The following is a 23,724-nucleotide window of genomic DNA, read 5'->3' as shown; positions in this document are numbered from 1 at the left end:
TTTCAGAATGGTCCGGGGCCGGATTTACTTGAGGTTCGGGGCGATGCCGATGCAGGCTTCGCAAAGACCTGCAACAGATGCGACGGAATTTTCGAAGGCCTTTTCCTCGGTCTTGTTGAGGTCGATCTCGATAACGCGTTCGACGCCGCCTGCACCGATGATGACTGGTACGCCGACATACATGTCCTTGACGCCGTACTGCCCGGAGAGGTGGGCGGCAACGGGCAGAACGCGCTTTTTGTCCTTGAGATAGGCTTCCGCCATCTGCACGGCCGATGCCGCGGGCGCATAATAGGCCGAGCCGGTCTTGAGGAGGCCGACGATCTCGGCGCCGCCATCACGCGTGCGCTGCACGATCTGGTCGAGCTTTTCCTGGCTCGTCCAGCCCATCTTGACCAGGTCCGGCAGGGGAATGCCCGCAACCGTGGAATAGCGCGTCAGCGGAACCATTGAGTCGCCGTGGCCGCCGAGAACGAACGCAGTGACGTCTTCTACCGAAACCTTGAATTCTTCAGCCAGGAAATAGCGGAAACGCGCGCTGTCGAGAACGCCGGCCATGCCGACGACCATGTTTTTCGGCAGGCCCGAAAACTTCTGCAGCGCCCAGACCATCGCGTCCAGCGGATTGGTGATGCAGATGACGAAAGCGCCGGGCGCATATTTCTTGATGCCGGCGCCGACCTGTTCCATGACCTTGAGGTTGATGCCGAGAAGATCGTCGCGGCTCATGCCCGGCTTGCGCGGCACGCCGGCCGTAACGATGACCACGTCAGCGCCTTCGATGGCGGAATAGTCATTGGCGCCGGCAAGCTTGGCGTCGAAATCATCCACTGGCGAAGACTGGGCAATGTCGAGTGCCTTGCCCTGGGGCATGCCCTCGGCGATGTCGAAGAGCACGATGTCGCCGAGCTCCTTGAGCCCGATCAGATGTGCAAGCGTTCCACCGATCATGCCTGAACCGATGAGGGCGATTTTGTTACGTGCCATGCTGGTTGCTTCCTTGATCTGAAGTCTTGACGGACGCCTAAGAACACATTTGGATAGTCAAGCCGCCAGACGGCAAACCTATGACAACATGCCCTTGCGTTGGGACGTTCGAATATTCCTCTTTGAAAAATAACTCAACCGAAAATTTTCACCCCAATGAATTCAATCGTTTAGATTTAACGGGATTTACGTAAACGTCAATTGGTGCTGAGTTTTTCGAGCGCATTCAAGCCTGTTTCTATCACGCAGAACTTGTCAGATTGATGAAATAACCGGGAGTTTTCAGGCTTCCCCTGGCTCCCTAAACGCCCGCCGATTTCGGCTCCGCACGCGAATGTGCTGTGCCGGTTGCGGCAATATAGTCTTCGCTCTGCATTTCGAAGAGCCGCGATGCCGTGCGGTCGAATTCGAATGCCTCGGTGCCGGTTTTGGCGTGGTAGAGTTGGTCGGGGGTAGCAGCAGCCGACATCACCAAGTGAACCTGGTTGTCGTAGAGAACATCGATGAGGATGATGAAGCGCTTCGCTTCGTTGCGACGAGGGTAGTCGAGGACGGGCACGTCGTCGATGAAGACTGTACGGTAGCGCTGGACAATCGCCATGTAGTCGGCCGCACCGAGCGGTTTCGAACATAGGTCTGCGAAGCTGAAGCGGGCTGTGCCGCGCGTCGCTTGCGGGATCGAAACCGTGTGCCCCTTCACTTTCAAACTATCCGGCGTGACAACCGCTCCGTCTGTCGCCGCGTGCCAGGCCGCCTCCATCTGCCGTTTTGTTTCGTCGCCGAGCGGCGAAAGATAGACCGGCAGATGATTGAGCTTTTCCAGGCGGTAGTCGGTGCGCGCGTCGAGACTGACGACATCGACATGTGTCTTGAGAAGCTCCACGAACGGCAGGAACAATTGCCTGTTGAGACCGTCGCGATAAAGATCGTCGGGCGCCACATTCGATGTTGCGACCAGAACCACACCCCGTTCGAACAAGGCACGGAAAAGCCGCGACAGGATCATGGCGTCTGCAATGTCGGTCACCGTGAATTCATCGAAGCACAGAACCCAGGCCTGCTCGGCCAGGGCCTCGGCAACGGGTGGAATCGGATCCTCCTGCTTGGTATCCCCGTTCTTCAGCGCCTGCCGGTGCGCATTGATGCGCTCGTGCACATCCGCCATGAAATCGAGAAAATGCGCGCGTCGCTTGCGCTTTGCCGGAACAAGCTGGTGGAACATGTCCATCAGCATCGTCTTGCCGCGACCCACCTCGCCATGGATGTAGAGGCCCTTGATAAAATCCCGCCGCGGCGCCTTTCGGCCGAAAAGCCAGCCGAGGGCGCTCGATTTCGTAGCCAGACGCGTCGTGGCAAGCTCATGGATCAGCCGGTCAAAGCGATCCGCCAACCGTTGTTGCGCCGGGTCGACCTCGATGTCGCCGGCAGCCGCCAGCGCATCATAGCGCTCGCGGACCGAAGGAAAGACTTTCAGATTGTCGTGCGACATGCGCGGTGCAGTCTCCGCGGGCGCCGGCGGATGCCGGCGCGCCGTGCTTGGTTATCGCGACAGACGCAGCGACTGTCCGCCGGATGTCTGGCCGTCGAAGCTCGACTGGCCAGTAGAATAGAGCTTGGCGACCGTGCCGCCCGCCGCATCAAACAGCGTCAGCTGCTTGCCGCTCACTGCCCACGACGAGAGGTTGGCGAGTTCGCCCGGGCAACGCAACGGACCGGCGCGGTAACCCTGGCCGAACTTGGTCTGCGGTGTCGCGATCTTGCAGCTCTGGCCGCCCATCGAAGCATTCCACACACCGGCGACGCTGCCGGCGGTCAAATCCGGCGCATTTTCCGGCGGGATTGCGGCAACCTGGGTGTTTGGTTGGGTACCGGTCCCCGGGGTGCCCGTGGTCGGAGCGGTCGGAAATTGATTTGCGCCACCGGGCGGCGGCAACTGGCTCGAACTCACGCTACCGGACGGTGCCGGCTGAAGCGGGGCGGGACCCGAAGACACGGGGTCAAGCCGCGAACTCTGGCATCCTGCCAGTACCATGCCTACAGCGGCAACGGTCAGCAAATTGACTTTCAAAGACCCCATAACCTCAGCTCTCCATCTGCGCATTCGAACTCCGGAATGCGATTCCATTTGGCAAATATTAACCGCGATACAAAGGTGAACTCGGCGAAATTTCAACCCGCGCATCGAAAAAACAGCCACATTCAAAGCCCAATCGGCGGCAAGAATTCGCGAAAGTAGCCGGAAATGACAATATCGCCACACCTTGCACGTGCTGACGCCCGCATACGTATATTGGCGCCATTAACCAATTCAACCATTTCAAGGTGAATAAAGTCTTATATCGAAACGCTTTGCCCGACGCCTCCGTCCGCGACACCATTGATTACTGGCGGCACTGGCAATTTTCCACCAATTCCGCCATATAGGCCCCATATGAATGGGAAGTGACGGCAACGGGCAAGCAACAGGCATGGCAGGACAGGTGCAATTTGCGAAGATGAACGGCCTTGGCAACGAAATCATCGTTGCTGACATGCGCGGCCGTGCCGATCGCATTGCCCCCCACGCAGCCATTGCACTCGACCATGATCCGGCGACGAAGTTCGATCAGATCATGGCAATCCACGACCCGCGAACCGTCGGAACCGAAGCCTATATCGAGATCATCAATTCGGATGGCAGCCAGGCGCAGGCATGCGGCAACGGTATGCGTTGCGTCGTGCAGGCACTCAGCGCCGAAACGGACAAGCGCGCCTTCACATTCGAGACGATCGCCGGAATCCTCACGGCGCAGGAACATGCCGACGGCCAGATTTCCGTCGACATGGGTATTCCGCGCTTCGACTGGCGCGACATTCCGCTCGCCGAACCCTTCCACGATACGCGCCGGATCGAGCTTCAGATCGGGCCGATCGATGCGCCAGTCCTGCACTCGCCCTCCGTCGCGAGCATGGGCAATCCGCATGCCATCTTCTGGGTCGATCAGGATGTCTGGACCTACGACCTCGAACGCTTCGGACCGCTTCTCGAGAATCATCCCATCTTTCCGGAACGCGCCAATATCTCCATCGCTCATGTGACCAGCCGCAATGCCCTGACGTTGCGCACGTGGGAACGTGGCGCCGGCCTTACGCGCGCCTGCGGTTCGGCCGCCTGCGCCGCTGCCGCTTCCGCTGCGCGTACCGGACGCACCGACCGTACCGTGACCGTAACCGTGCCCGGGGGCCCGTTGCTGATTGAATGGCTCGACAACGACCATGTCATCATGACCGGACCGGCCGAGTGGGAATTTGCCGGCAGCCTTGACCCGCAAACCGGCGCTTGGCAGCGCGAAGAAGCGGCATCGTCGCAGGGAGCCGCCTGATGGGCGTCGACGTCGTAACGTTCGGCTGCCGTCTCAACACCTATGAGTCGGAAGTGATGAAGCGCGAGGCCGATGCAGCCGGTCTCGGCACGCTGGAAAATGGCGCCATCATTTTCAACACCTGTGCCGTAACCAGCGAGGCCGTACGCCAGGCCCGGCAGGCGATCCGCAAGGCCCGGCGCGACAATCCCGCCGCGCGGATCATCGTCACGGGCTGCGCCGCGCAGACGGAAGCGGAAGCGTTCGCCGAAATGGACGAGGTCGACCTCGTGCTCGGCAACGAGGAAAAGCTCAAGTCGAACTCCTACCGCATGCTGCCGGATTTTGGCGTCAACCAGTTCGAGAAGGTTCGGGTCAACGACATCATGGAGGTGCGCGAAACCGCATCGCACATGGTCGACGCCATCGAGGGCCGCGCCCGCGCCTTCGTGCAGGTCCAGAACGGCTGTGACCACCGCTGCACCTTCTGTATCATTCCCTATGGGCGTGGCAACTCACGCTCCGTCCCGATGGGCGGTGTGGTCGAACAGGTGAAGCGACTGGTCGGCAATGGCTACGCCGAAGTGGTCCTCACCGGCGTCGACATGACAAGCTACGGGCCCGACCTGCCGGGAAGCCTGCGCCTTGGCAAATTGGTCAAGACGGTACTGAAATCGGTTCCGGACTTAAAGCGGCTGCGTCTTTCCTCGATTGACTCCATCGAGGCCGACGACGATCTGATGGAAGCGCTCGCGGCGGAACCGCGGCTGATGCCGCATTTGCATCTCTCGCTCCAGTCCGGCGACAACATGATCCTGAAACGCATGAAGCGCCGGCATGCGCGGGAGAATTCGATCGCATTCTGCGCCGAAGTCCGGACGATCCGTCCCGACATCGTGTTCGGCGCCGATATCATCGCCGGTTTTCCCACCGAAACGGATGAGATGTTTGAAAACTCCATCCGCATTGTTGAAGAATGCGGCCTGACAAACCTGCATGTCTTCCCGTTCAGTCCCCGCAAGGGAACGCCCGCGGCCCGTATGCCGCAGATCGAACGCAGCATCGTCAAGCAACGGGCAGCACGGCTGCGCGCGGCGGGCGATGCGGCATACAACAGGCATCTCGACGGGCTCATCGGCACCACGCAGAAGGTTCTCGTTGAACGCGACGGCATGGGACGCACCGAGGGCTTCACGCTCGTCGGCATCGACGGCGGCGTTGCGGGCCAAATAATCGAGCGGACGATCGGCGGGCACGACGGTAACAAGCTGCTGGCAACCGGTCGCGACCGGCGCGCAGCATAACAGGCAAAGCAGCATTCATGGCTCTGGGGTTCATCAAGAAGATTTTCTCCTTCGGTAAGAAGGAGGTCGAAGAGGTTTCCGCAGAAGAACCGCAGGTTGCAGCGGAGGCTCAGGAAAGCCTCGCCGCGCCTGCTGATGACACCGTGGCGTCCGCGCCGTCGGTCGAGGAAGCTGTGGAAGAGGCGGCAGTTCTGCCAGCCGAAGCGCTCGGCGCCATTGAGGTTGAGTCGCCGGTTGCGGACGAGCCCGCGACGAAGCCGGAAACTGTAGCGGAATCCGAACCCGAAATTCTGCCAGAAATTGCCCCAGTCGTGGTCGAGCAGGTCGAAGCCGTAGCGGAAGCGAGCGGGCGGGCCGAACCCGAACATATACCAGCCTTCGAACCACACGCAGTCCCGGTCGAATCCGCGCCCGTTCCCGAGGAACCTGAACCCGAGCCGGAAGCTGCCGACGAACCGTCAGGGATCGCGATCGACATGATCCCTGGCCCGATGGATGACGCGGATATCGAGCCGGTCGAAATTCCGGCCCCGGAAGCGCCAACGGCGGATATCGAGCCCGCGGGAGCCGTCGATACACCGGCACCTGTCGCCAAGCCGTCCACCAACAAAGTGACAGTGACCAGGTTCGTAGAGGACAAGAAGCCGGATGAGCCCTTGCCCGCTGAGCCGGCCAGGCGACTCTCCTGGTTCGAGCGCTTGCGCAAGGGCTTGTCGCGCTCGTCGCAGCAGCTCGGCGATTCGATTGGCGGGATCTTCACCAAGCGCAAGCTCGATGAAGATACGCTGCAGGATCTTGAGGATGTCCTCATCCAGGCCGATCTCGGCATGGAAACCGCCATTCGCGTTACCGACGCATTGAGTGCAACGCGCTATGGCAAGGATATCAGCACCGATGAAGTGCGCACCATCATGGCGACCGAGATCGAGAAGGTTTTGGGACCCGTCGCCAAGCCGCTTGAACTCGACCTATCCCACAAGCCGCATGTGATCCTCGTGGTCGGCGTCAACGGCACCGGCAAGACGACGACCATCGGCAAGCTTGCCGCCAAGCTGACGGCCGGCGGCCTCAACGTCATGCTTGCGGCCGGAGATACTTTCCGCGCCGCCGCAATCGAACAGCTGCACATCTGGGGCAAGCGCACCGGCGCGCCGGTCGTATCGTCCAAGCTCGGCGCGGATGCCGCGGGCCTTGCCTTCGATGCCTGGAAACAAGCCAAGGAAGCCGGCAGCGACGTCCTGATCATCGATACCGCAGGCCGGCTGCAGAACCGCGCGGAACTGATGGAAGAACTCGCGAAGATCGTTCGCGTGCTCGGCAAGCACGATCCCGATGCCCCGCATACGGTGTTGCAGACGCTCGACGCCACCACCGGGCAGAACGCCCTCAACCAGGTCGAAATCTTCAAGAACATCGCCGGCGTGAACGGCCTTGTCATGACCAAGCTTGACGGCACCGCGCGCGGTGGCATTCTTGTGGCCATATCGGCCAAGCACAAACTGCCTGTCTATTTCATCGGCGTCGGCGAACAGGTCGATGACCTCGAACCCTTCGCCGCCAAAGATTTCGCCAAAGCCATCGCGGGAGTCGCATAATGGACCAATCAGTATTCGAACGCGACCCGTCGGATCCGGCACACAAGGACGTCAATCCATTCCTCAAGCTGGCGCTTGAACTCGGCCCGCTCATGGTCTTCTTCTTCGCCAATTCGCGTGGGGAATGGCTGGTCGAACACCTTCCTTTCCTCGCCAATATTGGCGGTCCGATCTTCATCGCGACCGCCTTGTTCATGGTGGCGACGGCGGTGGCGCTCGGCGCCTCCTGGCTCCTTTTGCGTACCCTGCCGATCATGCCGCTCGTATCCGGCATCGTTGTGTTCGTCTTTGGCGCGCTGACTTTGTGGCTTCACAACGAAACCTTTATCAAGATCAAGCCGACGATCATAAACACGCTGTTCGGCCTCATCCTGCTTGGTGGTCTCTTCTTCGGCAAATCTCTGCTCGGCTACGTCTTCGACAGCGCCTTCCGGCTGAACGCCGAAGGCTGGCGCAAGCTTACGCTGCGTTGGGGCATCTTCTTCCTGTTCCTGGCAGTCCTGAATGAAGTGATCTGGCGCAGTTTCTCGACGGACTTCTGGGTCGCCTTCAAGGTGTGGGGCACGATGCCGCTCACCCTTATCTTCACCTTTGCCCAGATGCCGCTGGTCATGAAGTATTCTCTCGACCAGCCGGCTGCCGAAAAGGCAGGAAACAACGGCAAGTAGCTGCGCTCGACGATTATTGATTTGCCTTGAGCGCCGCCTCAATGGCCGGCATGAGTTCGTCGCGGATCGACGTCTCGCTGAGCGGTCCGACATGCTTGAAGGCGACATTGCCGTCGCGACCAATCAGGAAGGTTTCGGGAACGCCGTAAACACCCCATTCGATCGCGGCGCGTCCGCTGTCATCGGCGCCGACCACGGCATATGGGTTGCCAAGCTCACGAAGAAAGCCCAGCGCATTCTCGGCCTTGTCCTTGTAGTTGAGGCCGGCAAGCTGAAACCGCTTGTCCTCACCCAATTTCATGAGCAGCGGATGTTCCATTCGGCATGGCACACACCAGGAACCGAAGACATTGAGCAGGGTCACCTGGCCCTTGAAGCTTGCCGGATCTAGGCCGCCGACCGGCTGTCCGTTCCGGGCCAGTCCCGGGATTGCCGGCAGCGACAACGCCGGCGCAGGCTTGCCGATCAGCGCCGAAGGGATGACCGATTCATCGCGCCCAGATGCGAGCTGAAAGGCAAAGATTGCGGCAAGGCCGATGAAGATGATCAACGGCAGGAATACGAAAAACGAGTTGCGTTTGGCCCGCGGCGGTTGAAGTCCTTCCTGCTGGCTCAAGGCTGCGCACCCTTCCCCTCGGAGCGACGACGCACGCCGCGCGACTCCAGCTCACGCAGCGCCCGGTTTTGCAGGCGCTGATCGATGAAGACCCACCCGATCAATCCGGCGAGCGCAATAAATGATACGCCATAGGCGGCTATGATAAACCCTGCGTGGCTGCTCATTGCACCGGCCCCCGGTCAGCATTGCGGGCCGCGACACGGCGCATGGCGACAACCCGGCGGCGCAAGATTTCGTTGCGCATCGCCATCAGGTGCAAGGTGAAAAAGAGGAGCGTGAATCCGATGGCCATGACCAGCAGCGGCCGCAGCAGCGAACCGTCAATAGTTGAACCGCCCATGCGAAAAACCGAAGCCGGCTGATGCAGCGTATTCCACCAATCGACGGAAAACTTGATGATCGGAATGTTGATGAAACCGACAAGCGTCAGGATTGCCGTCGCCCTTGCGGATTTCGCCGGATCATCCATGGCGCGGGTGAGCGCGATGATGCCGAGATACATGAGGAACAGAACGAAGACCGAGGTCAGCCGCGCATCCCACACCCACCATGTGCCCCACATGGGTTTGCCCCAAAGCGAGCCGGTGATAAGCGCAAGAGCCGTGAAGACTGCGCCGATGGGCGCCGCGGCCTTTGCGGAAACGTCGGCGAGCGGGTGACGCCAGACCAGCGTGCCAAGGGCAGCAATGGTCATAATCGTATAGCACATCATCGAAAGCCAGGCGAAAGGCACGTGAATGAACATTATCTTGACCGTCGCGCCCTGCTGGTAATCGTCCGGCGCCTGCATCGACATCCACAGCCCGCCCGCCAGAACGATCAGCGTCAGCCCGGCAAGCCATGGCAGGATCACCCCGGCAAAGCTCATGAACCGCGTGGGATTTGCCCAGTCGATCCAGCGTCCGGTCTTTGAAACAGTCTCACTCATGCTCGTTTCTTAGCTTTCCGGTGCCCGTTGCACAATTCACCTCTCTGTCAGTCCGCCGACGATTTCAGCGCCGCTGCTGCTGCAAGCGGTCCCAGCACTGCAAAAAACAGAGTAATCGCAGCGAGAATAAGGAAGGGTGCCAGAAACGGCGCGGGATCTTCAACTGCGCCATAGGACGCAGAGACGCCGAAGATGAGGACCGGCACAGTCAGCGGCAGGACTATGACTGATACGAGGAGCCCGCCCCGGGGCAAGGATACGGCGACAGCAGCGCCGACGGCGCCGATCAGGGTAATCGCCGGCGTTCCGACGAGCAGCGTTGCCGTGGTCGCACCAATGGCGGCAGGTTCCATGTTCATGAAGAGGCCAAGCAGCGGCGAGGCGACCACCAGTGGCAGCACGCTGACCGTCCAGTGCGCGAGGCATTTGACCAGCACCGTCAGCGTCAAGAGGTGCCGTTCGGAGGCCATGATCAGGAGGTCGAGCGAGCCGTCGTCGCGGTCTGCCTGGAACAGCCGGTCGAGACCGAGCAAGGTGGCGAGCAGAGCCCCTATCCACAACATAGCCGCACCTATGCGTGCAAGCAGTTTGAGATCGGGGCCAACGCCGAACGGAACGACAGCAATCACGGCAAGAAAAAATAGAACGCCGATGAGGATACCGGCTCCCGATCGTAGCCCAAGCCGTACTTCCCGAACAAAGAGCGCTCCCATCAGGTGGACGCCCCCAGCCGGAGTTCACCCGCGACCTCGAGGCCAAGCGGAAGATGTGTCGCCGCGATCACTATACCGCCATTTCCGAGGTGCTCCTGCATCAGGCCCGCAAATTGCAGCTCCGACGCCTTGTCCAATCCTGCCGTCGGCTCGTCGAGCAACCACAGCGGACGGTCGCTGACGAGAAGCCGGGCAATGCTGGCGCGGCGCTTCTGGCCTGTCGAAAGATAGCCGAAGGGAAGATGCGCGATGTCGCCAAGGCCGACCTTGTCGAGCGCGGCAATGACGGAGCGTTTTCCCGCTCCATTGAACGCGCGCCAGAACTCCAGGTTTTCTTCGATGCTGAGCACTGGTTTCATGGCGTTGAGATGCCCAAGGTAGTGGGCAAGCTGCGCCACCTCGTCCGAGTTTTCCGAACCCTCGACCACGCGCAGCGAGCCAGCGGAGCGGGCAAGCAGCCCGGCGATGATTCGCAGGAGCGTCGATTTCCCCGCGCCGTTCGGACCCGTCACCAACAGCGCCTCTCCGGCCGCCACCGTGAAGTCCAGATCGGAAAACAGCGTCTCCCCGCCGCGCTCTCCAGCCAGTTTTTCGGCGACTAACCGCATGTTTTGCCCGCTCTCGTCTATCCCCAATCGCCGCGTGATCATTTCGACGCAGCATGCATTTTTGCCAAATGTCGGTCTGGCACAGATCGGCGAAAAACTCTATATAGGCCTCAACCATGCCAGCGGTCGGTGTGGAAACAATTTTTGGCCGATCTCGGATACGGACACCCGTTGGGGAAACTGTGTCGGGACGGACAGCGGAAATGACTGCACCCGCACCTTAGCGCGTCCTTGAAACGCGGCAAAGGCGTTCGTCCCGGGTTAGGCCGCAGCATAAGGACGAACGAAGAATGTCTCAAATCGACAGTTTCAAATCCCGTAAGACCCTCACCGTCGGGGGCAAGGAATATGTCTATTACAGCCTGGTGGAAGCGGAAAAGAATGGTCTGGAAGGCATCTCCCGACTGCCGTTTTCCATGAAGGTTCTTCTCGAAAACCTGCTTCGCTTCGAAGACAACCGCTCGGTTTTCAAGAAGGACATCGAGAACATTGCCAAGTGGCTCGTCGACCGCGGCAGCGCTGGCGCTGAAATCGCCTATCGGCCCGCGCGCGTGCTGATGCAGGACTTCACCGGCGTTCCAGCCGTCGTGGACCTCGCCGCCATGCGCGACGCCATGGTCAATCTCGGCGGCGATCCCGAGAAGATCAATCCGCTCGTCCCGGTGGACCTCGTCATCGACCACTCTGTCATCGTCGATGAATTCGGCAACCCGCAGGCGTTCAAGCGCAATGTCGATCTCGAGTATGAGCGCAATGGCGAGCGTTACCGCTTCTTGAAGTGGGGCCAGCAGGCGTTCAAGAATTTTCGGGTTGTCCCGCCCGGTACCGGCATCTGCCATCAGGTCAATCTAGAATATCTGGCGCAGGGTGTCTGGACGAAGGAAGAGGATGGCGTCACCGTCGCCTATCCCGATACCTGCGTCGGCACCGATTCGCACACGACGATGGTCAACGGCCTTGGCGTGCTCGGCTGGGGCGTTGGCGGCATCGAGGCTGAGGCATCCATGCTCGGCCAACCCGTCTCCATGCTCCTTCCGGAGGTTATCGGCTTCCGCCTGACCGGCAAGGTCAAGGAGGGCGTCACCGCCACCGACCTCGTTCTCACTGTCGTCCAGATGTTGCGCAAGAAGGGCGTCGTCGGCAAATTCGTCGAGTTCTTCGGACCGGGTCTCGAAAGCATGACGCTGGCCGACCGGGCGACGATCGGCAATATGGGTCCGGAATACGGCGCAACCTGCGGCTTTTTCCCGATCGATGGCGAAACCATCAATTACATGCACATGTCGGGCCGCGACGAAGACCGGCTTGCCCTGGTTGAAGCCTATTCGAAGGCGCAGGGCATGTGGCGCGAGAGCGATTCGCCCGATCCAGTCTTCACCGACACGCTTGAACTCGATCTCGGTACTGTCGTGCCTTCCATGGCGGGACCGAAGCGCCCTGAGGGCCGTATTGCGCTGGAAGGCATCGCTTCCGGCTTCCACGAGTCCCTGCAGAAAGAATACAAGAAGACGACGCAGCTCGACGCGCGTTACGCGGTTGAAGGCGAGGACTACGATCTCGGCCATGGCGACGTTGCCATCGCTGCGATTACCTCCTGCACCAACACCTCGAATCCGAGCGTCCTCATCGCCGCAGGGCTCCTTGCCCGCAACGCGGCCGCCAAGGGCCTGAAGTCGAAGCCCTGGGTCAAGACATCGCTTGCCCCCGGATCGCAGGTGGTTGCCGCCTATCTCGAGAACGCCGGACTGCAGAAGGAACTCGACAAGCTCGGCTTCAACCTTGTTGGCTTCGGCTGCACGACCTGCATCGGCAATTCCGGCCCGCTGCCGGCACCGATCTCGAAGACGATCAACGACAAGGGCCTGATCGCGGCCGCCGTACTTTCCGGCAACCGCAACTTCGAAGGCCGAGTCTCCCCGGACGTTCAGGCAAACTACCTCGCCTCGCCGCCGCTCGTCGTCGCCTATGCGCTCGCCGGTACTGTAACGAAGGACCTCACCACCGAGCCGCTCGGCGAAGATCAGAACGGCAACCCGGTCTTCCTCAAGGACATCTGGCCGTCATCGCATGAGATCCAGGAGTTCATCGTAAAGAACGTTACCCGCGCACTGTTTGCATCGAAATATGCCGACGTCTTTAAGGGTGACGAGAACTGGCAGGCTGTGCAGGCGCCTGCCGGCCAGACCTACGCGTGGGACGACCAGTCGACCTATGTGCAAAACCCGCCCTACTTCGTCGGCATGGGCAAGACGCCCGGCAAGGTCAACGATATCAAGGGTGCACGCATCCTTGGTCTCTTCGGTGACAAGATCACCACCGACCATATTTCGCCGGCCGGTTCGATCAAGGCGGCTTCGCCTGCCGGGAAGTACCTCACCGATCACGGCGTCGCCCCGCTGGACTTCAACCAGTACGGCACGCGTCGAGGCAATCATGAGGTCATGATGCGCGGCACCTTCGCCAATATCCGCATCCGCAACCACATGCTTGGTGAGAACGGCCGCGAAGGCGGCTACACGATCCATTATCCTTCCAAGGAGGAAATGCCGATCTATGATGCTGCCATGCAGTATCGTGCGGAGAACGTGCCGCTGGTGATCTTCGCCGGCGTGGAGTACGGCAATGGTTCGTCGCGTGACTGGGCGGCGAAGGGCACCAGCCTTCTCGGCGTCCGCGCCGTTATCGCTCAGTCCTTCGAGCGTATCCACCGTTCGAACCTCGTCGGCATGGGAATCGTGCCATTCGTTCTCGAAGACGGCACGAGCTGGCAGTCGCTCGGCCTCAAGGGCGACGAAACCGTCTCGATCGACGGGCTTGCCACGATCCAGCCGCGGCAGAAGACATTCGCCACGGTCACCTATGCCGATGGCAGTGTCAAACAGGTGCCGCTCATCTGCCGCATCGATACGATCGACGAGCTTGAATATCTGAAGAATGGCGGCATCCTGCAGTACGTGCTGCGCGATCTCGCCGCCTGACGCTCCAGTGACATGAGTATTGAAGGGCCGCCGAGTGATCGGCGGCCCTTTTGAATGAATGTGAGCCAAAACGTGATCGAATTCACCTCAAAGTGACTTCCCCTTGAAAAGGGCGGCTCCTATCAATCTTCTCGCAATCCTTTTATCCGACAACAATCCCACTCGAATTGGGAAGAGAATTTAACCCGTGTATCTGCGCAAACTTTCCAGACGCTTGCTGATCGGCGCACCGCTCATTGCTGCGGCCGCCTATGTGCTTCCGGTCTGCGCTGATGATGTTGGCAAGAAACCCGAGGGCGTTGTCGAACTCTATACGTCGCAGGGTTGCGGATCCTGCCCTCCCGCGGACGCGGTACTCAAGGAACTCGTCGCCGAAGGCAAGATCGTCGCGCTCGCCTTTCACGTGGATTATTGGGATTATCGGGGCTGGATCGACACGCTCGCCCTGCCTGAAAACACCGAACGCCAGAATGCTTATCGCGTCGCACTGGGCCTCAACGGCGTCTATACGCCCCAGGTGATTATCAACGGCCGTGTCCACGTCAACGGACAGGATGGACAGAAGATTCGCCGCCGCATCGCCGAGATGCGCGATACCGATTCGGGCCTTACCATTCCGGTCAATATTGCCAAGGCAACGCCCGACCGCCTCGTCATCGATATCGGCCAAGGGCCAGTACCGACAAAACCTGTCCGCGTCCTCCTCGCCTATTTCAATCGCGAATCCATCGTGGCCATTCCGGATGGCGAAAATATCGGGCGTAAAGTCAGCTATGCCAACAGCGTGCGTGCGATGGAAACCGTCGGCATGTGGGACGGCAAGGCCCAGAAGATTGAAATACCGATCAGCGAAATTGCCAGCAAGAAGTCGACAGGATGTGCCGTGCTTCTGCAGGAGATGCTGGGCGAGGGTCAGCCAGGACCAATTATCGGCGCGTCGATCATGGCCGCCAAACAGTAGCCGAAGGCGCTCTCCTAAACAAAAACAGGCCGGATAAATCCGGCCTGAGATATTGGGGCATGTTGCCATTCAGGGAGACTGATGGTTCGGCCCAAACAACCCGTTGGGCGGGGGGCTTGGGGTATCGGACTGTCAAGACCGAACCGTCTCAGACAACATGCGAGGGATGTTGGGTGCGGAATCGGGCGGCAATGCGAACAGAAAATGGCGAGAATGTGTCCAATAATCACCATTGGAGACAGTGCGTATTTCTTCGTGACATCATCGCAAAACCGGTTCCTAACCCTCGTCGTCGCCCTTCGGAAATCATTCCGGACTTGTAAATCGGCCCAGAAAAGGTCACCCTGATGTCATCCAGGTGTCACACGGCATACAAAGGCGGATGATTGATGGACAGCAATGCAGGTGGCGACGAAGCGCAACAGCAGGCAACTCTAATTCCCCTCACACGCAGTAGCGAGTTGCCCGTTACCTTCAACCGGCGTGAACTGGATCAGATCCTTCGAATCTACGGTTTCATGGTTTCCGCCGGCGAATGGCGGGACTACGCCATTGACCACTTGATGGATCGAGCGGTGTTTTCCATCTTTCGCAGGGCCAGCGAGGTTCCGATGTTTCGGGTGGTAAAGAACCCGAAACTTGCCCGCAAGCAGGGCGCCTACAGCGTTATCGCGGCAAGCGGTCTTATTCTCAAGCGCGGCCACGACCTCGACCGCGTTTTAAAGGTGTTCGACAAGGGTTTGAGCCTCGTGCGTGGCTGACGCGTTTTAAGCGTCCTCGCTCCGCAAGGGCGGCTTTCCTGGAAGCGTATGCGCCCCGCCATTCATCTCCAGCTGCATCAGCACAGTATCGAGCCAGCGGCCATGCTTGAAGCCGGAAGCTCTGATTGTGCCGGAATATGCGAACCCTGCGCGGGTATGGAGCCTAACGGAAGCGGAATCCTCATGCCCATCCCCGATGACGGCGATAAACTGCCGGAAACCAAGGGCGGTACAGTCCTTGATCAACTGGCTCAGCAGTTGCTTGCCCAAGCCCTTTCCCTTGGCGTCGGGCGCGATATAGATCGAATCCTCCACCGACCACCAATAGGCCGGACGCGTGCGGAAATAGCTTGCATAGGCGTAGCCAATCACGGCCCCGTCCAGTTCGGCGACGATATAGGGAAAGCCGTCCGTGGTGATTGCGTGGAACCGCTTCGTCATTTCCGCCTGGTCCGGCGGGTCGATCTCATAGGTCGCCGTTCCGTGAAGGACGGCATCGCGGTAAATTTCGGTGATGCTCGCGAGGTCGGCTGGCTGCGCCGGGCGGATATGAATCTCTGACATTGGCTCTCACAGGGGGAAAATGATCGTGCCCGTTTCATGCACGTCTTTGCCGGCATTTTAAAGTGGAAACGCGTTACTCTGGTGGGGAATTACGCTCAACGAAAAAGGGCAGCGTTTCCGCTGCCCTTTTTGTTATTTCCATGCTCGAAGCCTAGTTGCGGTTACCCAGGAACTGCAGCAGGAACATGAACATGTTGATGAAGTCGAGGTAGAGCCGCAGGGCGCCCATGATTGCCTTGCGGCCATAGGTGTCCGAAGCGTCGCCTTCGTAATACATTTCCTTGATCTGCTGCGTGTCGTAGGCAGTCAGGCCTGCAAAGACCAGGACGCCGATTGCCGAGATTGCGAACTGCAAAGCGCTCGATGCAAGGAAGATGTTGACCAGCGACGCAAGGATGATGCCGATCAGACCCATGAACAGGAACGAGCCCATCGCGGACAGGTCACGCTTTGTGGTGTAGCCATAAAGCGAAAGAGCACCGAACGACGCGGCGGTGATAAAGAAGGTCTGCACGATGCTACCCGAGGTATAGATCAGGAAGATCGAGGACAGCGAGAGACCGACAAGCCCAGCATAAACCCAGAATGTGGTCTGGGCAGCCGATACGCTCATCCGCTCAATGCGGAAACTCAAGAAGAACACCGCGGCAAGCGGCGCGAGCATGACAACCCAACGCAGCGGCGAGCCGTAGAGGGCAACACCGAGATTGGTTAACATCTTGCCGTTCGGCAACTGTGCGGCGGCGAGAGATGGGTCATTGGTTGTCGCGAAATAAACGGTGGCGAGCGCAGCGAGGCCGGTCACTGCGAGACCGATGCCCATTAGATTGTAGACCTTCAGCATGTAGCTGCGCAGACCCTGATCGATCCCCGCGTCCACACGCATTCCGGCCGATGTGCGGGCCTGGATATTGCGATAGTCAGCCATGGTTTTCCTCATTTGCTTCGTCCCGTCGGGTGTCGGGTTATTCCCCAGGCGCCGCTGGCGGGACCCCAGCATGCCTTGCGACGAATTATGGGGATTCCTCGGGTCCATAACAAGACCTCAACTACTCAAGATTGCGTGTTAGCGCGCCAAATTATGAGTAAATTGGTAAAAATCGCACTCGTTTAACGATTTCAGAGGTTTCGCAGGATCGGCGCAGCCTTTTGTCCAAGAATTCGCCAGGTTCCGGCAAGCCCAAAACCGACCGTTAAAACGAGCGCGATAATGACGGTCATGACGGCGACTTCGGGCTGGAAATAGGCCGGCAGCGTCATGACCCGCACCACCACGTACCATGCAGCCGCACTGCCGGCGAGAAGAGCGAAAATAGCCGTCGAAAGACCGAGCAGCATATATTCAAGGCTGAAAGCCTTGATCAGCGTGCGCCGGGTCGCGCCAAGCGTTTTCAACACTACAGCATCGTGCACCCTAGCGCGGTTGCCGGCTGCGAGCGCGCCACCGAGGACAAGAATCGAGGCGATCAGTGCCACGGAAGCTGCGGCGCGAATGGCGACGGCGAGTTGGCCGACGAGTTCGTTGGCAATGGTGATTGCATCCTTGACCCGCACCGTCGTGACCGCGGGGAACGCCTGGGTCACGTTGCGCATGACCGCAGCTTCTTCCTGCGGAGTGGAGGTCGGGTCCGTCAAAGTCGCCAGCCAGGCATGCGGCGCGCCCGCAAATGTATTGGGTGAGAAAACCATCACGAAGTTGATCGCGAGCGATTCCCATTGCAGTTGCCTTAGATTGGCAATACGCGCCGTTACATTGCGGCCAAGCACGTTGACGGTCACCGTATCCCCGACCTTGAGGCCGAGATTTGTCGCCTCTTCCGCCGAGAACGAAACCAGCGGTTCGCCGGAATAGTCGGCGGGCCACCATTCGCCCTTGGTCAGCGCCGAGTTTTCAGGCACGCTCTTCGCATAGGTAATGCCCCGGTCGCCGCGCAGGACCCACGCGCCCTCCGGCGCAACGGTCATTTTGGTAACGTCCGTGCCGTTCAAGGCGATGATGCGCCCGCGCAGCATGGGAGCGCTGACGATCTTGCCGTTGGGAGCCGATTTCTGCAGAACGCCTTTGAACTCGTCCACCTGGCGGCTCTGTATATCGACGAAGAAGAAATTCGGCGCCCGCTCAGGGAGATTCCCGGCGAGTTGCTGACGCAGGCTGCCATCGATGAGGCCGAGCGTAACGAGAAGCGTCAGGCCGAGCCCCAGTGACAGCACAACCGAGGGGGTGAGCGCGCCCGGGCGATGGATGTTTCCGATCGCCAGCCGCAACGCTGTCGAGCGGACCCGCGGGGCACGGCGTGCCAGCCATTGCACGAATACCGAGACGCCGCGCAAGACGAGGAAGGAAAACGCCACCGCGCCAATAAAGATCGTGGCGATCCGCCTGTCGTAAGAAAAATACACAGCAAGCGCGCACAGCACCGCGATGACGGCAGCAGCGGCGATGATGTAGGCAGGCTTTGGCCAACCGCGCTGCTCGAAGCCCTGCTCGCGGAAAAGCGCCGTCGCCGGCACGTCGCGGGCCCGCCCCAATGGGAGAATGGCGAAAGCGAGTGTCGTCAGGAAGCCGAACAGGGCAGCCCATGCCAATGCGCCCGGATAGAAGCCGCCCTTGGCCGCTATCGGCAACACGCTTTGCAAGGCATAGCCCGCCACATAGGGGATGATCGCGGCAAGCACGAGGCCGATCGCAACACCGACGAGCGAAATCATCAAGATTTGCGAGAGGTAAACAGCTATCACGAACCAGCCGGGGGCGCCGAGTGACTTGAACGTGGCAATGACCCCGCGCTTTCCATCAATATAGGCGCGGACCGCATTCGCGACCCCGACGCCGCCGACGATCAGCGCCGTCAGGCCTACGAGCGTCAGGAACTGCGAAAAGCGTTCTATATTGGCGCTGAGTGAAGGCGCGGCATTTGTCCGGCCCCGAATACTCCAACCGGCTTGCGGAAACTTCTCCTTGGCTTCGTCGCGTATGGCGGTGAGCGCAGCTTCATCGGTCCCCGCGGGCAGCGCAAGCTTGTAGCTGTGCTCGACGAGGCTTCCGGGCTGAACGAGGCCGGCAGCCTCGAGCCCCTGCAGAGATACCATCATACGCGGCGCAAAGCCGAAGCCGTCGGAAAGCAGATCGGGTTCGTTGCCGATGACCGCCCGCAGTTCGAACTTCGCCCCTCCGACGAGAACCTGATCGCCAAGCTTGAGGTTGAGACGATCGAGCAGAACCTGCGCGACGGCTGCGCCATAGACCCCGTTCACCTCACCGAACAACGTCTTGTCATCGCCCGCCGGCGTTGTCACCAACGACCCGTAAAGCGGATATGCGCCATCGACGGCCTTGAGCTCGACAAGCGACTGGTCCGAGCCATTCGGTAGCCTCGCCATGGACCGCATATTTGCACTGACCGCTACACGCCCCTTGCTTTCAAGAAAAGCGCGCTCTTGCGCATCCACTACACGCTGATTGAGCTGAAACCTGAGATCGCCGCCAAGAATGCTCTGCCCCTGCCAGGAGATGCCGGCACTGACCGCGTTTGCCACCGAGTTGACGCCGCCGATCGCGGCAACGCCGAGCGCTATGCAGGCAAGGAAAATGTAGAAGCCGGACAGGCCACTGCGCATTTCACGCAGGGCGAAAGTGAAAGCAAGTTTGAGCGACGGCGCTGTCCGGGACGATGCTGTCTCGCTCATGCGGATTTCGCCAGCTCCGGCGCATCCGCATCCGCTTCAATCTTGCCGGACCGCACGCGGATTTCCCGGTCGCATCGCCCGGCAAGCGCTGCATCGTGCGTGACGAGCACCAGCGTCAATCCAAGCTCGCGCTGCTTCTCGAACAGAAGATCGGCGATCTGCTTGCCTGTTGCCGTGTCGAGATTGCCGGTCGGCTCATCTGCGATAAGTATTTTCGGCGATGGCGCCAACGCCCGCGCGATGGCGACACGCTGTTGTTCGCCGCCCGAAAGCTCCCCCGGATAGTGGGTCACCCGGTCGGCAAGTCCGACGGCGGCCAGGACTCGCTCAGCAATGGCGAAGGCATCGGGATTGCCGGCTAGTTCCAGCGGGACGGCGACATTCTCCAGCGCCGTCATATTCGGAATGAGATGGAATGACTGGAAGACGATGCCGATATTGCGTCCGCGAAAAGCGGCCGTCGCGTCCTCGGTCATTTTTTCGAGCCTTTCGCCGGCGATCTCGACCGAGCCGGAGTTGACCTGCTCAAGCCCGGCAAGCACCATCAACAAGGTCGATTTGCCTGAGCCCGAGGGACCGACGATACCGACTGACTGGCCCGCGTTGATATTGAGCGAAACCCCCTTGAGCACATGCACCGAGGACGCCCCGCTGCCAAGCGTCAACTCAATGTGATCGAGCGCGATCATGGAATTAGTCACGAATTGACATCCTTTGCGATATGGTCGGGCCGAGTCGCCGCAGTTGGTCTGATATGGGTAGCCCGAAATGAGATTCAAACCGTTGATGCAAATACTGGTTTCAATTGGCCTTGTTGCCTTGCCGTCGCTGGCCTTGGCCAATCAAAATGCCGTGTCCGATCGACCGCTCGCGGTCGTAGGTTTCGGTGACAGCCTGATGTCGGGCTTTGAGTTGCCGGTCCAGGATTCCTTCACTGCGCAGCTCGAAAAGGCCCTGAAGGACAAGGGCGTCGACGTCACGATCGCCAATGCAGGTGTTGCAGGTGAAACCACAACCGACGGCCTTTCGCGTCTCGACTGGTCGGTGCCGGACGGCACGGATATGGTGATCCTGGAATTTGGCGCGAATGACGCGCTGCGCGGCATTTCGCCGGAAATCAGCGAGAAGAACCTTGCCGAGATCATCGAGCGGCTGAAGCAGCGCAACGTCAAGGTGATCATTGCCGGGATGCTGGCGCCGCCCAATATGGGCCGCGACTACGAAGACAAGTTCAATTCCATTTTCCCGCGTCTTGCCGCCAAATATGATGTTCCGCTCTATCCGTTCTTCATGGACGGTGTCGCAACGGAAAAATCTCTGCAGCTCGAAGACGGCATGCACCCCAACGCCAAGGGCGTTGCCCGTATGGTCGAAGGCTTCATGCCGGTGATGGAAAAAACCATCGCGGCATCGAGCGAAGCTGCCGGCGGAACCCAATAGCACCATCCTCCGAAAGTTGGACCGCGGTTGCCCGAGGATAGGCTTGCCACAACTTCCGGGGGACAATGCGTGTCCAATATGTCGCGCTCCAAGATAATCATAAGGAATGCCTTGCTCCCGGACTCATTCGATGATTCTCTAGAATGACAACTCGATTCGGGGAGGATGCCTTATGCCGCGTCTCTTTACTGCCCTCGAAATCCCGAGGGACGCCGCCCTCTCACTGTCGCTCTTGCGCGGTGGTCTACCAGGCGCCCGATGGATTGACGTCGAAAACTATCACATCACATTGCGGTTCATCGGAGATGTCGAAGGGCATGTCGCTGACGAGATCGCCAATGCGCTGGATCGCATTCGCCGGCCGGAATTCACGCTGAAGCTTTCGGGCGTTAGCGCGTTTGGCTCGAAGAAGCCGCACAGCATCTTTGCCTGCGTATCGCCTTCGCCTGATATCCAGGCGCTGCAGGCAGAGATCGAGCGCATCTGCCAAAGGCTGATGCTGCCGGCCGATCCGCGCAAGTTTACCCCCCACGTGACCCTGGCCCGGCTGCGCAATGTGCGCAACGAAGAGGTCGCTCACTATCTCTCGTCGCGTGGCAATTTCGCGACCACGCCGTTCAAGATCGGGCGTTTCGTCCTGATGTCGTCTCGCGACTCCGTCGGCGGCGGACCCTACATCGTCGAGGAGGCCTGGCCTCTCGAAGCGCCTCGCTCGTCGTTTCAGAACAGCCTGGAGAGGCCCTTCGAGGCAGCAAGGACCATACGGTAGACGCGCTCGAAATCGGCGTCGGTTCCATAGTAAGGGTCGGGGATTTCCTCCGGCTCGCCCAAAGCCAATTCATTGAAGAGCCCGGCCGTCGCAGTAGCACCAGCGGGCTGGCGCGCGGCTATGGCCTTCATGTTCCCGCGATCCATGCCGATGATCAGATCGAAGCGGGCAAAATCGCCCGGCGTCAATTGCCGGCAACGCTGGTCGGAGATGTCGATGCCGTGGTGACGCGCCACGCGAATCGAGCGGCGATCCGGTGCTTCGCCTGTGTGGTAGCCATTGGTACCGGCAGAATCGATCGATACATCGCTGCCCTTGCCTTCCCCTGCAAGCACGGCGCGAAAGACGCCTTCTGCGAGCGGTGAGCGGCAAATGTTGCCGAGACAGACGAAGAGGACGGAACGGTAGGGTAATTGCACCATGATGGTTTCCGGTGTGGAGAAAGATCAAACGGTCAGGCCATGATGGATATTCTCACGGCGAATTGATCGCAAGTCTTGTACCGCGCATTCGCCTTACCCATGTTGTGTAACCTGAAACCTCAGAAGGAAAAGGGATGGACGACGTCAAGATCGGTGAGATTCTGGAGCCTGGCAGCGAGGAAAAGCAACGCAGCCGCGACGAGCGCGTGCGCGCGCAGTTCTGGAAGACCGTGCGAAAGGCTGCAAAGGCCGTGCCGTTCCTCGATGAGGTCATCGCCGCCTATTACGCTGCCCTCGACCCCGCAACCCCTACGCGGGTGCGCGGTATTCTCCTTGCCTCGCTCGCCTATTTCGTCCTGCCGCTCGACTTCATCCCGGACTTCATATTCGGTCTCGGGTTCACGGATGACGCCGCCGTTCTCATGGCTGCCCTGACCGCGATCCGCACGCACATTACACCGGCGCACCGTGCCGCCGCGAAGAAAGCTCTCGACGACCTCGATCGGGATCCGGCGAAGCGTTGATGGCCGCTACCCAATCACAAGCCCGTGATGTCGCAGATCGTCAAAGTGTCGCCGCTTTTCTTTGGCTGGACTTGCGGTGTGGGACTTTGAAAAAAGGACGTAACTTCTAACTCCTGCAATCGCTTTTTTGACCCTGTCTTCACCGTTTGGTAACCCAGATTAAGTCAAATTAAGAGAAGCGAACCGGACAATGCCGCGATCGGATTTTTCCGGGCCATTGCCGGTTCACGAGTTATGAAGTGAACGACAGAAACTGGTAGGTAAAATGTTTGGAAAATCAATCGTAGCGGCGTCTGTCATCATACTTGGCGTGACAGGAACGGCTCTTGCCCAAACCCCGAGTCAGATCAGCCAGTTCAATGCCTGGGGCGCCTACAGCTATCAGCAGGGCAACGGCAAGGTATGCTACGTACTTTCCGTTCCGGTCGACAAGCAGCCGGCGAAGATCGACCATGGCGACAATTTCTTCATGGTCAGCCAGAAGCCGGGGCAGAATGTCAGCTTCGAGCCGCAGTTCAAGGCAGGCTACGAACTGCAGAAGGATTCGAAGGTCACCGTGACCATTGATGAACGCAGCTTCTCCATGTTTACCAATGGCAGCCATGGCTGGATGGAAAACGCCGCGGAGGAGCCCCAGCTCGTCGCCGCCCTGCGCTCGGGCCACAAGATGACGATCAGTGCCGTGTCGAAGCGCGGGACAAAGACGAGTTACGGCTATTCGCTAAAAGGCGTCTCGGCAGCGCTTAAGGCGATAGCCACCTGTAAGTAGCCACTCCGACATCAACAGTTTGCGAAGGCCGGACGCAAGCAGTCCGGCCTTTTGCATGTCGGCCCGGAACGTGATATGAGCCGCGC

General features: G+C 59.7%; 24 protein-coding genes. 11 read left to right on the top strand and 13 right to left on the bottom strand.

Annotated features, from left to right (window positions below; all coding sequences use genetic code 11):
- Positions 1 to 24: 24 nt before the first annotated feature.
- The 3 genes from mdh to BR48_RS0108945 form a co-directional block, all read right to left on the bottom strand.
- Complete coding sequence (mdh, locus tag BR48_RS0108955; RefSeq protein WP_027230988.1) at positions 25 to 987, bottom strand: malate dehydrogenase; 963 nt, start codon at positions 985 to 987, stop codon at positions 25 to 27.
- A gap of 301 nt (positions 988 to 1,288) precedes the next feature.
- Positions 1,289 to 2,476, bottom strand: coding sequence for a cell division protein ZapE (gene zapE, locus BR48_RS24170; RefSeq protein ID WP_036813588.1), 1,188 nt, complete (start codon positions 2,474 to 2,476; stop codon positions 1,289 to 1,291).
- 51 nt (positions 2,477 to 2,527) lie between these two features.
- The gene (locus BR48_RS0108945) at positions 2,528 to 3,064 is read right to left on the bottom strand and encodes an AprI/Inh family metalloprotease inhibitor (protein ID WP_027230987.1); all 537 of its coding nucleotides are present in this window, start codon (positions 3,062 to 3,064) and stop codon (positions 2,528 to 2,530) included.
- A gap of 391 nt (positions 3,065 to 3,455) precedes the next feature.
- On the opposite strand from BR48_RS0108945, the gene dapF reads away from it, so the two are divergent.
- The 4 genes from dapF to BR48_RS0108925 are packed head-to-tail and all read left to right on the top strand — an operon-like array spanning position 3,456 to position 7,895.
- Positions 3,456 to 4,349, top strand: coding sequence for a diaminopimelate epimerase (gene dapF / locus BR48_RS0108940; RefSeq protein WP_027230986.1), 894 nt, complete (start codon positions 3,456 to 3,458; stop codon positions 4,347 to 4,349).
- Entirely contained in the window at positions 4,349 to 5,632 is a 1,284-nt protein-coding gene (gene mtaB / locus BR48_RS0108935) for a tRNA (N(6)-L-threonylcarbamoyladenosine(37)-C(2))-methylthiotransferase MtaB (RefSeq protein ID WP_027230985.1), read from the top strand. Before dapF ends, mtaB begins: the two co-directional genes overlap by 1 nt.
- 17 nt (positions 5,633 to 5,649) lie before the next feature.
- Positions 5,650 to 7,227, top strand: a complete 1,578-nt coding sequence (gene ftsY, locus BR48_RS0108930) for a signal recognition particle-docking protein FtsY (RefSeq protein ID WP_027230984.1) — start codon at positions 5,650 to 5,652, stop codon at positions 7,225 to 7,227.
- Positions 7,227 to 7,895, top strand: a complete 669-nt coding sequence (locus tag BR48_RS0108925; RefSeq protein ID WP_027230983.1) for a septation protein A — start codon at positions 7,227 to 7,229, stop codon at positions 7,893 to 7,895. Before ftsY ends, BR48_RS0108925 begins: the two co-directional genes overlap by 1 nt.
- 13 nt (positions 7,896 to 7,908) lie before the next feature.
- On the opposite strand, the gene BR48_RS0108920 is transcribed toward BR48_RS0108925, so the two are convergent.
- Genes BR48_RS0108920 through ccmA form a run of 5 tightly spaced genes read right to left on the bottom strand, consistent with a single transcriptional unit; the run spans position 7,909 to position 10,763 of the window.
- Positions 7,909 to 8,511, bottom strand: coding sequence for a DsbE family thiol:disulfide interchange protein (locus tag BR48_RS0108920; protein WP_027230982.1), 603 nt, complete (start codon positions 8,509 to 8,511; stop codon positions 7,909 to 7,911).
- Positions 8,508 to 8,678: a heme exporter protein CcmD gene (gene ccmD, locus BR48_RS0108915; RefSeq protein WP_027230981.1), complete on the bottom strand. Its 171-nt coding sequence runs from the start codon at positions 8,676 to 8,678 to the stop codon at positions 8,508 to 8,510. Before ccmD ends, BR48_RS0108920 begins: the two co-directional genes overlap by 4 nt.
- Entirely contained in the window at positions 8,675 to 9,442 is a 768-nt protein-coding gene (locus BR48_RS0108910) for a heme ABC transporter permease (RefSeq protein WP_027230980.1), read from the bottom strand. The genes ccmD and BR48_RS0108910 overlap by 4 nt, the downstream gene beginning before the upstream one ends.
- 47 nt (positions 9,443 to 9,489) lie before the next feature.
- A complete protein-coding gene (ccmB, locus tag BR48_RS0108905; RefSeq protein ID WP_027230979.1) occupies positions 9,490 to 10,155 on the bottom strand; it encodes a heme exporter protein CcmB in 666 nt (221 codons plus the stop codon).
- Positions 10,155 to 10,763, bottom strand: coding sequence for a heme ABC exporter ATP-binding protein CcmA (ccmA, locus tag BR48_RS0108900; protein ID WP_027230978.1), 609 nt, complete (start codon positions 10,761 to 10,763; stop codon positions 10,155 to 10,157). Before ccmA ends, ccmB begins: the two co-directional genes overlap by 1 nt.
- 290 nt (positions 10,764 to 11,053) lie before the next feature.
- On the opposite strand from ccmA, the gene acnA reads away from it, so the two are divergent.
- The 3 genes from acnA to BR48_RS0108885 all read left to right on the top strand — a co-directional run bounded on the left by acnA (position 11,054) and on the right by BR48_RS0108885 (position 15,463).
- Positions 11,054 to 13,741 carry an aconitate hydratase AcnA gene (gene acnA, locus BR48_RS0108895; protein WP_027230977.1) on the top strand — a complete coding sequence of 896 codons (2,688 nt, stop codon included), beginning with the start codon at positions 11,054 to 11,056 and terminating at the stop codon, positions 13,739 to 13,741.
- A 187-nt stretch (positions 13,742 to 13,928) separates the two neighbouring features.
- Entirely contained in the window at positions 13,929 to 14,702 is a 774-nt protein-coding gene (locus BR48_RS0108890) for a DUF1223 domain-containing protein (RefSeq protein WP_155810828.1), read from the top strand.
- A gap of 389 nt (positions 14,703 to 15,091) precedes the next feature.
- On the top strand, positions 15,092 to 15,463 hold the full coding sequence (locus tag BR48_RS0108885) for a DUF2794 domain-containing protein (RefSeq protein WP_027230975.1): 372 nt from the start codon (positions 15,092 to 15,094) through the stop codon (positions 15,461 to 15,463).
- Positions 15,464 to 15,469: 6 nt separating this feature from the next.
- On the opposite strand, the gene BR48_RS0108880 is transcribed toward BR48_RS0108885, so the two are convergent.
- The 4 genes from BR48_RS0108880 to BR48_RS0108865 form a co-directional block, all read right to left on the bottom strand.
- Positions 15,470 to 16,027 carry a GNAT family N-acetyltransferase gene (locus tag BR48_RS0108880; protein ID WP_027230974.1) on the bottom strand — a complete coding sequence of 186 codons (558 nt, stop codon included), beginning with the start codon at positions 16,025 to 16,027 and terminating at the stop codon, positions 15,470 to 15,472.
- Between the two features lie 151 nt (positions 16,028 to 16,178).
- The gene (locus tag BR48_RS0108875; RefSeq protein WP_027230973.1) at positions 16,179 to 16,955 is read right to left on the bottom strand and encodes a Bax inhibitor-1/YccA family protein; all 777 of its coding nucleotides are present in this window, start codon (positions 16,953 to 16,955) and stop codon (positions 16,179 to 16,181) included.
- Positions 16,956 to 17,146: 191 nt separating this feature from the next.
- A complete protein-coding gene (locus BR48_RS0108870) occupies positions 17,147 to 19,714 on the bottom strand; it encodes an ABC transporter permease (RefSeq protein WP_036813585.1) in 2,568 nt (855 codons plus the stop codon).
- Positions 19,711 to 20,403, bottom strand: a complete 693-nt coding sequence (locus BR48_RS0108865) for an ABC transporter ATP-binding protein (RefSeq protein WP_036813581.1) — start codon at positions 20,401 to 20,403, stop codon at positions 19,711 to 19,713. Before BR48_RS0108865 ends, BR48_RS0108870 begins: the two co-directional genes overlap by 4 nt.
- A gap of 79 nt (positions 20,404 to 20,482) precedes the next feature.
- On the opposite strand from BR48_RS0108865, the gene BR48_RS0108860 reads away from it, so the two are divergent.
- On the top strand, positions 20,483 to 21,154 hold the full coding sequence (locus BR48_RS0108860; protein WP_027230970.1) for an arylesterase: 672 nt from the start codon (positions 20,483 to 20,485) through the stop codon (positions 21,152 to 21,154).
- A gap of 172 nt (positions 21,155 to 21,326) precedes the next feature.
- Positions 21,327 to 21,923 (top strand): RNA 2',3'-cyclic phosphodiesterase, encoded by a 597-nt coding sequence (thpR, locus tag BR48_RS0108855; protein ID WP_027230969.1) that lies wholly within the window; start codon positions 21,327 to 21,329, stop codon positions 21,921 to 21,923.
- Here thpR and BR48_RS0108850 read toward each other — a convergent pair.
- Positions 21,875 to 22,345, bottom strand: coding sequence for a low molecular weight protein-tyrosine-phosphatase (locus BR48_RS0108850; RefSeq protein ID WP_027230968.1), 471 nt, complete (start codon positions 22,343 to 22,345; stop codon positions 21,875 to 21,877). The two genes, thpR and BR48_RS0108850, sit on opposite strands and share 49 nt — an antisense overlap.
- Before the next feature lie 134 nt (positions 22,346 to 22,479).
- On the opposite strand from BR48_RS0108850, the gene BR48_RS0108845 reads away from it, so the two are divergent.
- The gene (locus tag BR48_RS0108845; protein ID WP_027230967.1) at positions 22,480 to 22,869 is read left to right on the top strand and encodes a YkvA family protein; all 390 of its coding nucleotides are present in this window, start codon (positions 22,480 to 22,482) and stop codon (positions 22,867 to 22,869) included.
- A 265-nt stretch (positions 22,870 to 23,134) separates the two neighbouring features.
- Complete coding sequence (locus BR48_RS0108840) at positions 23,135 to 23,638, top strand: invasion associated locus B family protein (RefSeq protein ID WP_027230966.1); 504 nt, start codon at positions 23,135 to 23,137, stop codon at positions 23,636 to 23,638.
- The last annotated feature ends 86 nt before the right edge of the window (positions 23,639 to 23,724 follow it).

Origin of the sequence: Phyllobacterium sp. UNC302MFCol5.2 (assembly GCF_000686005.1) — a bacterium.
Lineage (GTDB): Bacteria > Pseudomonadota > Alphaproteobacteria > Rhizobiales > Rhizobiaceae > Phyllobacterium > Phyllobacterium pellucidum.
This window is presented reverse-complemented; position numbering and strand designations above follow the sequence as displayed.

What these genes read in the sequence shown, in the direction of transcription:
- mdh (WP_027230988.1), bottom strand. Translation starts at nt 987, where the DNA reads ATGGCACGTAACAAAATCGCCCTCATCGGTTCAGGCATGATCGGTGGA.
- zapE (WP_036813588.1), bottom strand. Translation starts at nt 2,476, where the DNA reads ATGTCGCACGACAATCTGAAAGTCTTTCCTTCGGTCCGCGAGCGCTAT.
- BR48_RS0108945 (WP_027230987.1), bottom strand. Translation starts at nt 3,064, where the DNA reads ATGGGGTCTTTGAAAGTCAATTTGCTGACCGTTGCCGCTGTAGGCATG.
- dapF (WP_027230986.1), top strand. Translation starts at nt 3,456, where the DNA reads ATGGCAGGACAGGTGCAATTTGCGAAGATGAACGGCCTTGGCAACGAA.
- mtaB (WP_027230985.1), top strand. Translation starts at nt 4,349, where the DNA reads ATGGGCGTCGACGTCGTAACGTTCGGCTGCCGTCTCAACACCTATGAG.
- ftsY (WP_027230984.1), top strand. Translation starts at nt 5,650, where the DNA reads ATGGCTCTGGGGTTCATCAAGAAGATTTTCTCCTTCGGTAAGAAGGAG.
- BR48_RS0108925 (WP_027230983.1), top strand. Translation starts at nt 7,227, where the DNA reads ATGGACCAATCAGTATTCGAACGCGACCCGTCGGATCCGGCACACAAG.
- ccmD (WP_027230981.1), bottom strand. Translation starts at nt 8,678, where the DNA reads ATGAGCAGCCACGCAGGGTTTATCATAGCCGCCTATGGCGTATCATTT.
- BR48_RS0108910 (WP_027230980.1), bottom strand. Translation starts at nt 9,442, where the DNA reads ATGAGTGAGACTGTTTCAAAGACCGGACGCTGGATCGACTGGGCAAAT.
- ccmB (WP_027230979.1), bottom strand. Translation starts at nt 10,155, where the DNA reads ATGGGAGCGCTCTTTGTTCGGGAAGTACGGCTTGGGCTACGATCGGGA.
- ccmA (WP_027230978.1), bottom strand. Translation starts at nt 10,763, where the DNA reads ATGCGGTTAGTCGCCGAAAAACTGGCTGGAGAGCGCGGCGGGGAGACG.
- acnA (WP_027230977.1), top strand. Translation starts at nt 11,054, where the DNA reads ATGTCTCAAATCGACAGTTTCAAATCCCGTAAGACCCTCACCGTCGGG.
- BR48_RS0108885 (WP_027230975.1), top strand. Translation starts at nt 15,092, where the DNA reads ATGGACAGCAATGCAGGTGGCGACGAAGCGCAACAGCAGGCAACTCTA.
- BR48_RS0108880 (WP_027230974.1), bottom strand. Translation starts at nt 16,027, where the DNA reads ATGTCAGAGATTCATATCCGCCCGGCGCAGCCAGCCGACCTCGCGAGC.
- BR48_RS0108875 (WP_027230973.1), bottom strand. Translation starts at nt 16,955, where the DNA reads ATGGCTGACTATCGCAATATCCAGGCCCGCACATCGGCCGGAATGCGT.
- BR48_RS0108870 (WP_036813585.1), bottom strand. Translation starts at nt 19,714, where the DNA reads ATGAGCGAGACAGCATCGTCCCGGACAGCGCCGTCGCTCAAACTTGCT.
- BR48_RS0108865 (WP_036813581.1), bottom strand. Translation starts at nt 20,403, where the DNA reads ATGATCGCGCTCGATCACATTGAGTTGACGCTTGGCAGCGGGGCGTCC.
- BR48_RS0108860 (WP_027230970.1), top strand. Translation starts at nt 20,483, where the DNA reads ATGAGATTCAAACCGTTGATGCAAATACTGGTTTCAATTGGCCTTGTT.
- thpR (WP_027230969.1), top strand. Translation starts at nt 21,327, where the DNA reads ATGCCGCGTCTCTTTACTGCCCTCGAAATCCCGAGGGACGCCGCCCTC.
- BR48_RS0108850 (WP_027230968.1), bottom strand. Translation starts at nt 22,345, where the DNA reads ATGGTGCAATTACCCTACCGTTCCGTCCTCTTCGTCTGTCTCGGCAAC.
- BR48_RS0108845 (WP_027230967.1), top strand. Translation starts at nt 22,480, where the DNA reads ATGGACGACGTCAAGATCGGTGAGATTCTGGAGCCTGGCAGCGAGGAA.
- BR48_RS0108840 (WP_027230966.1), top strand. Translation starts at nt 23,135, where the DNA reads ATGTTTGGAAAATCAATCGTAGCGGCGTCTGTCATCATACTTGGCGTG.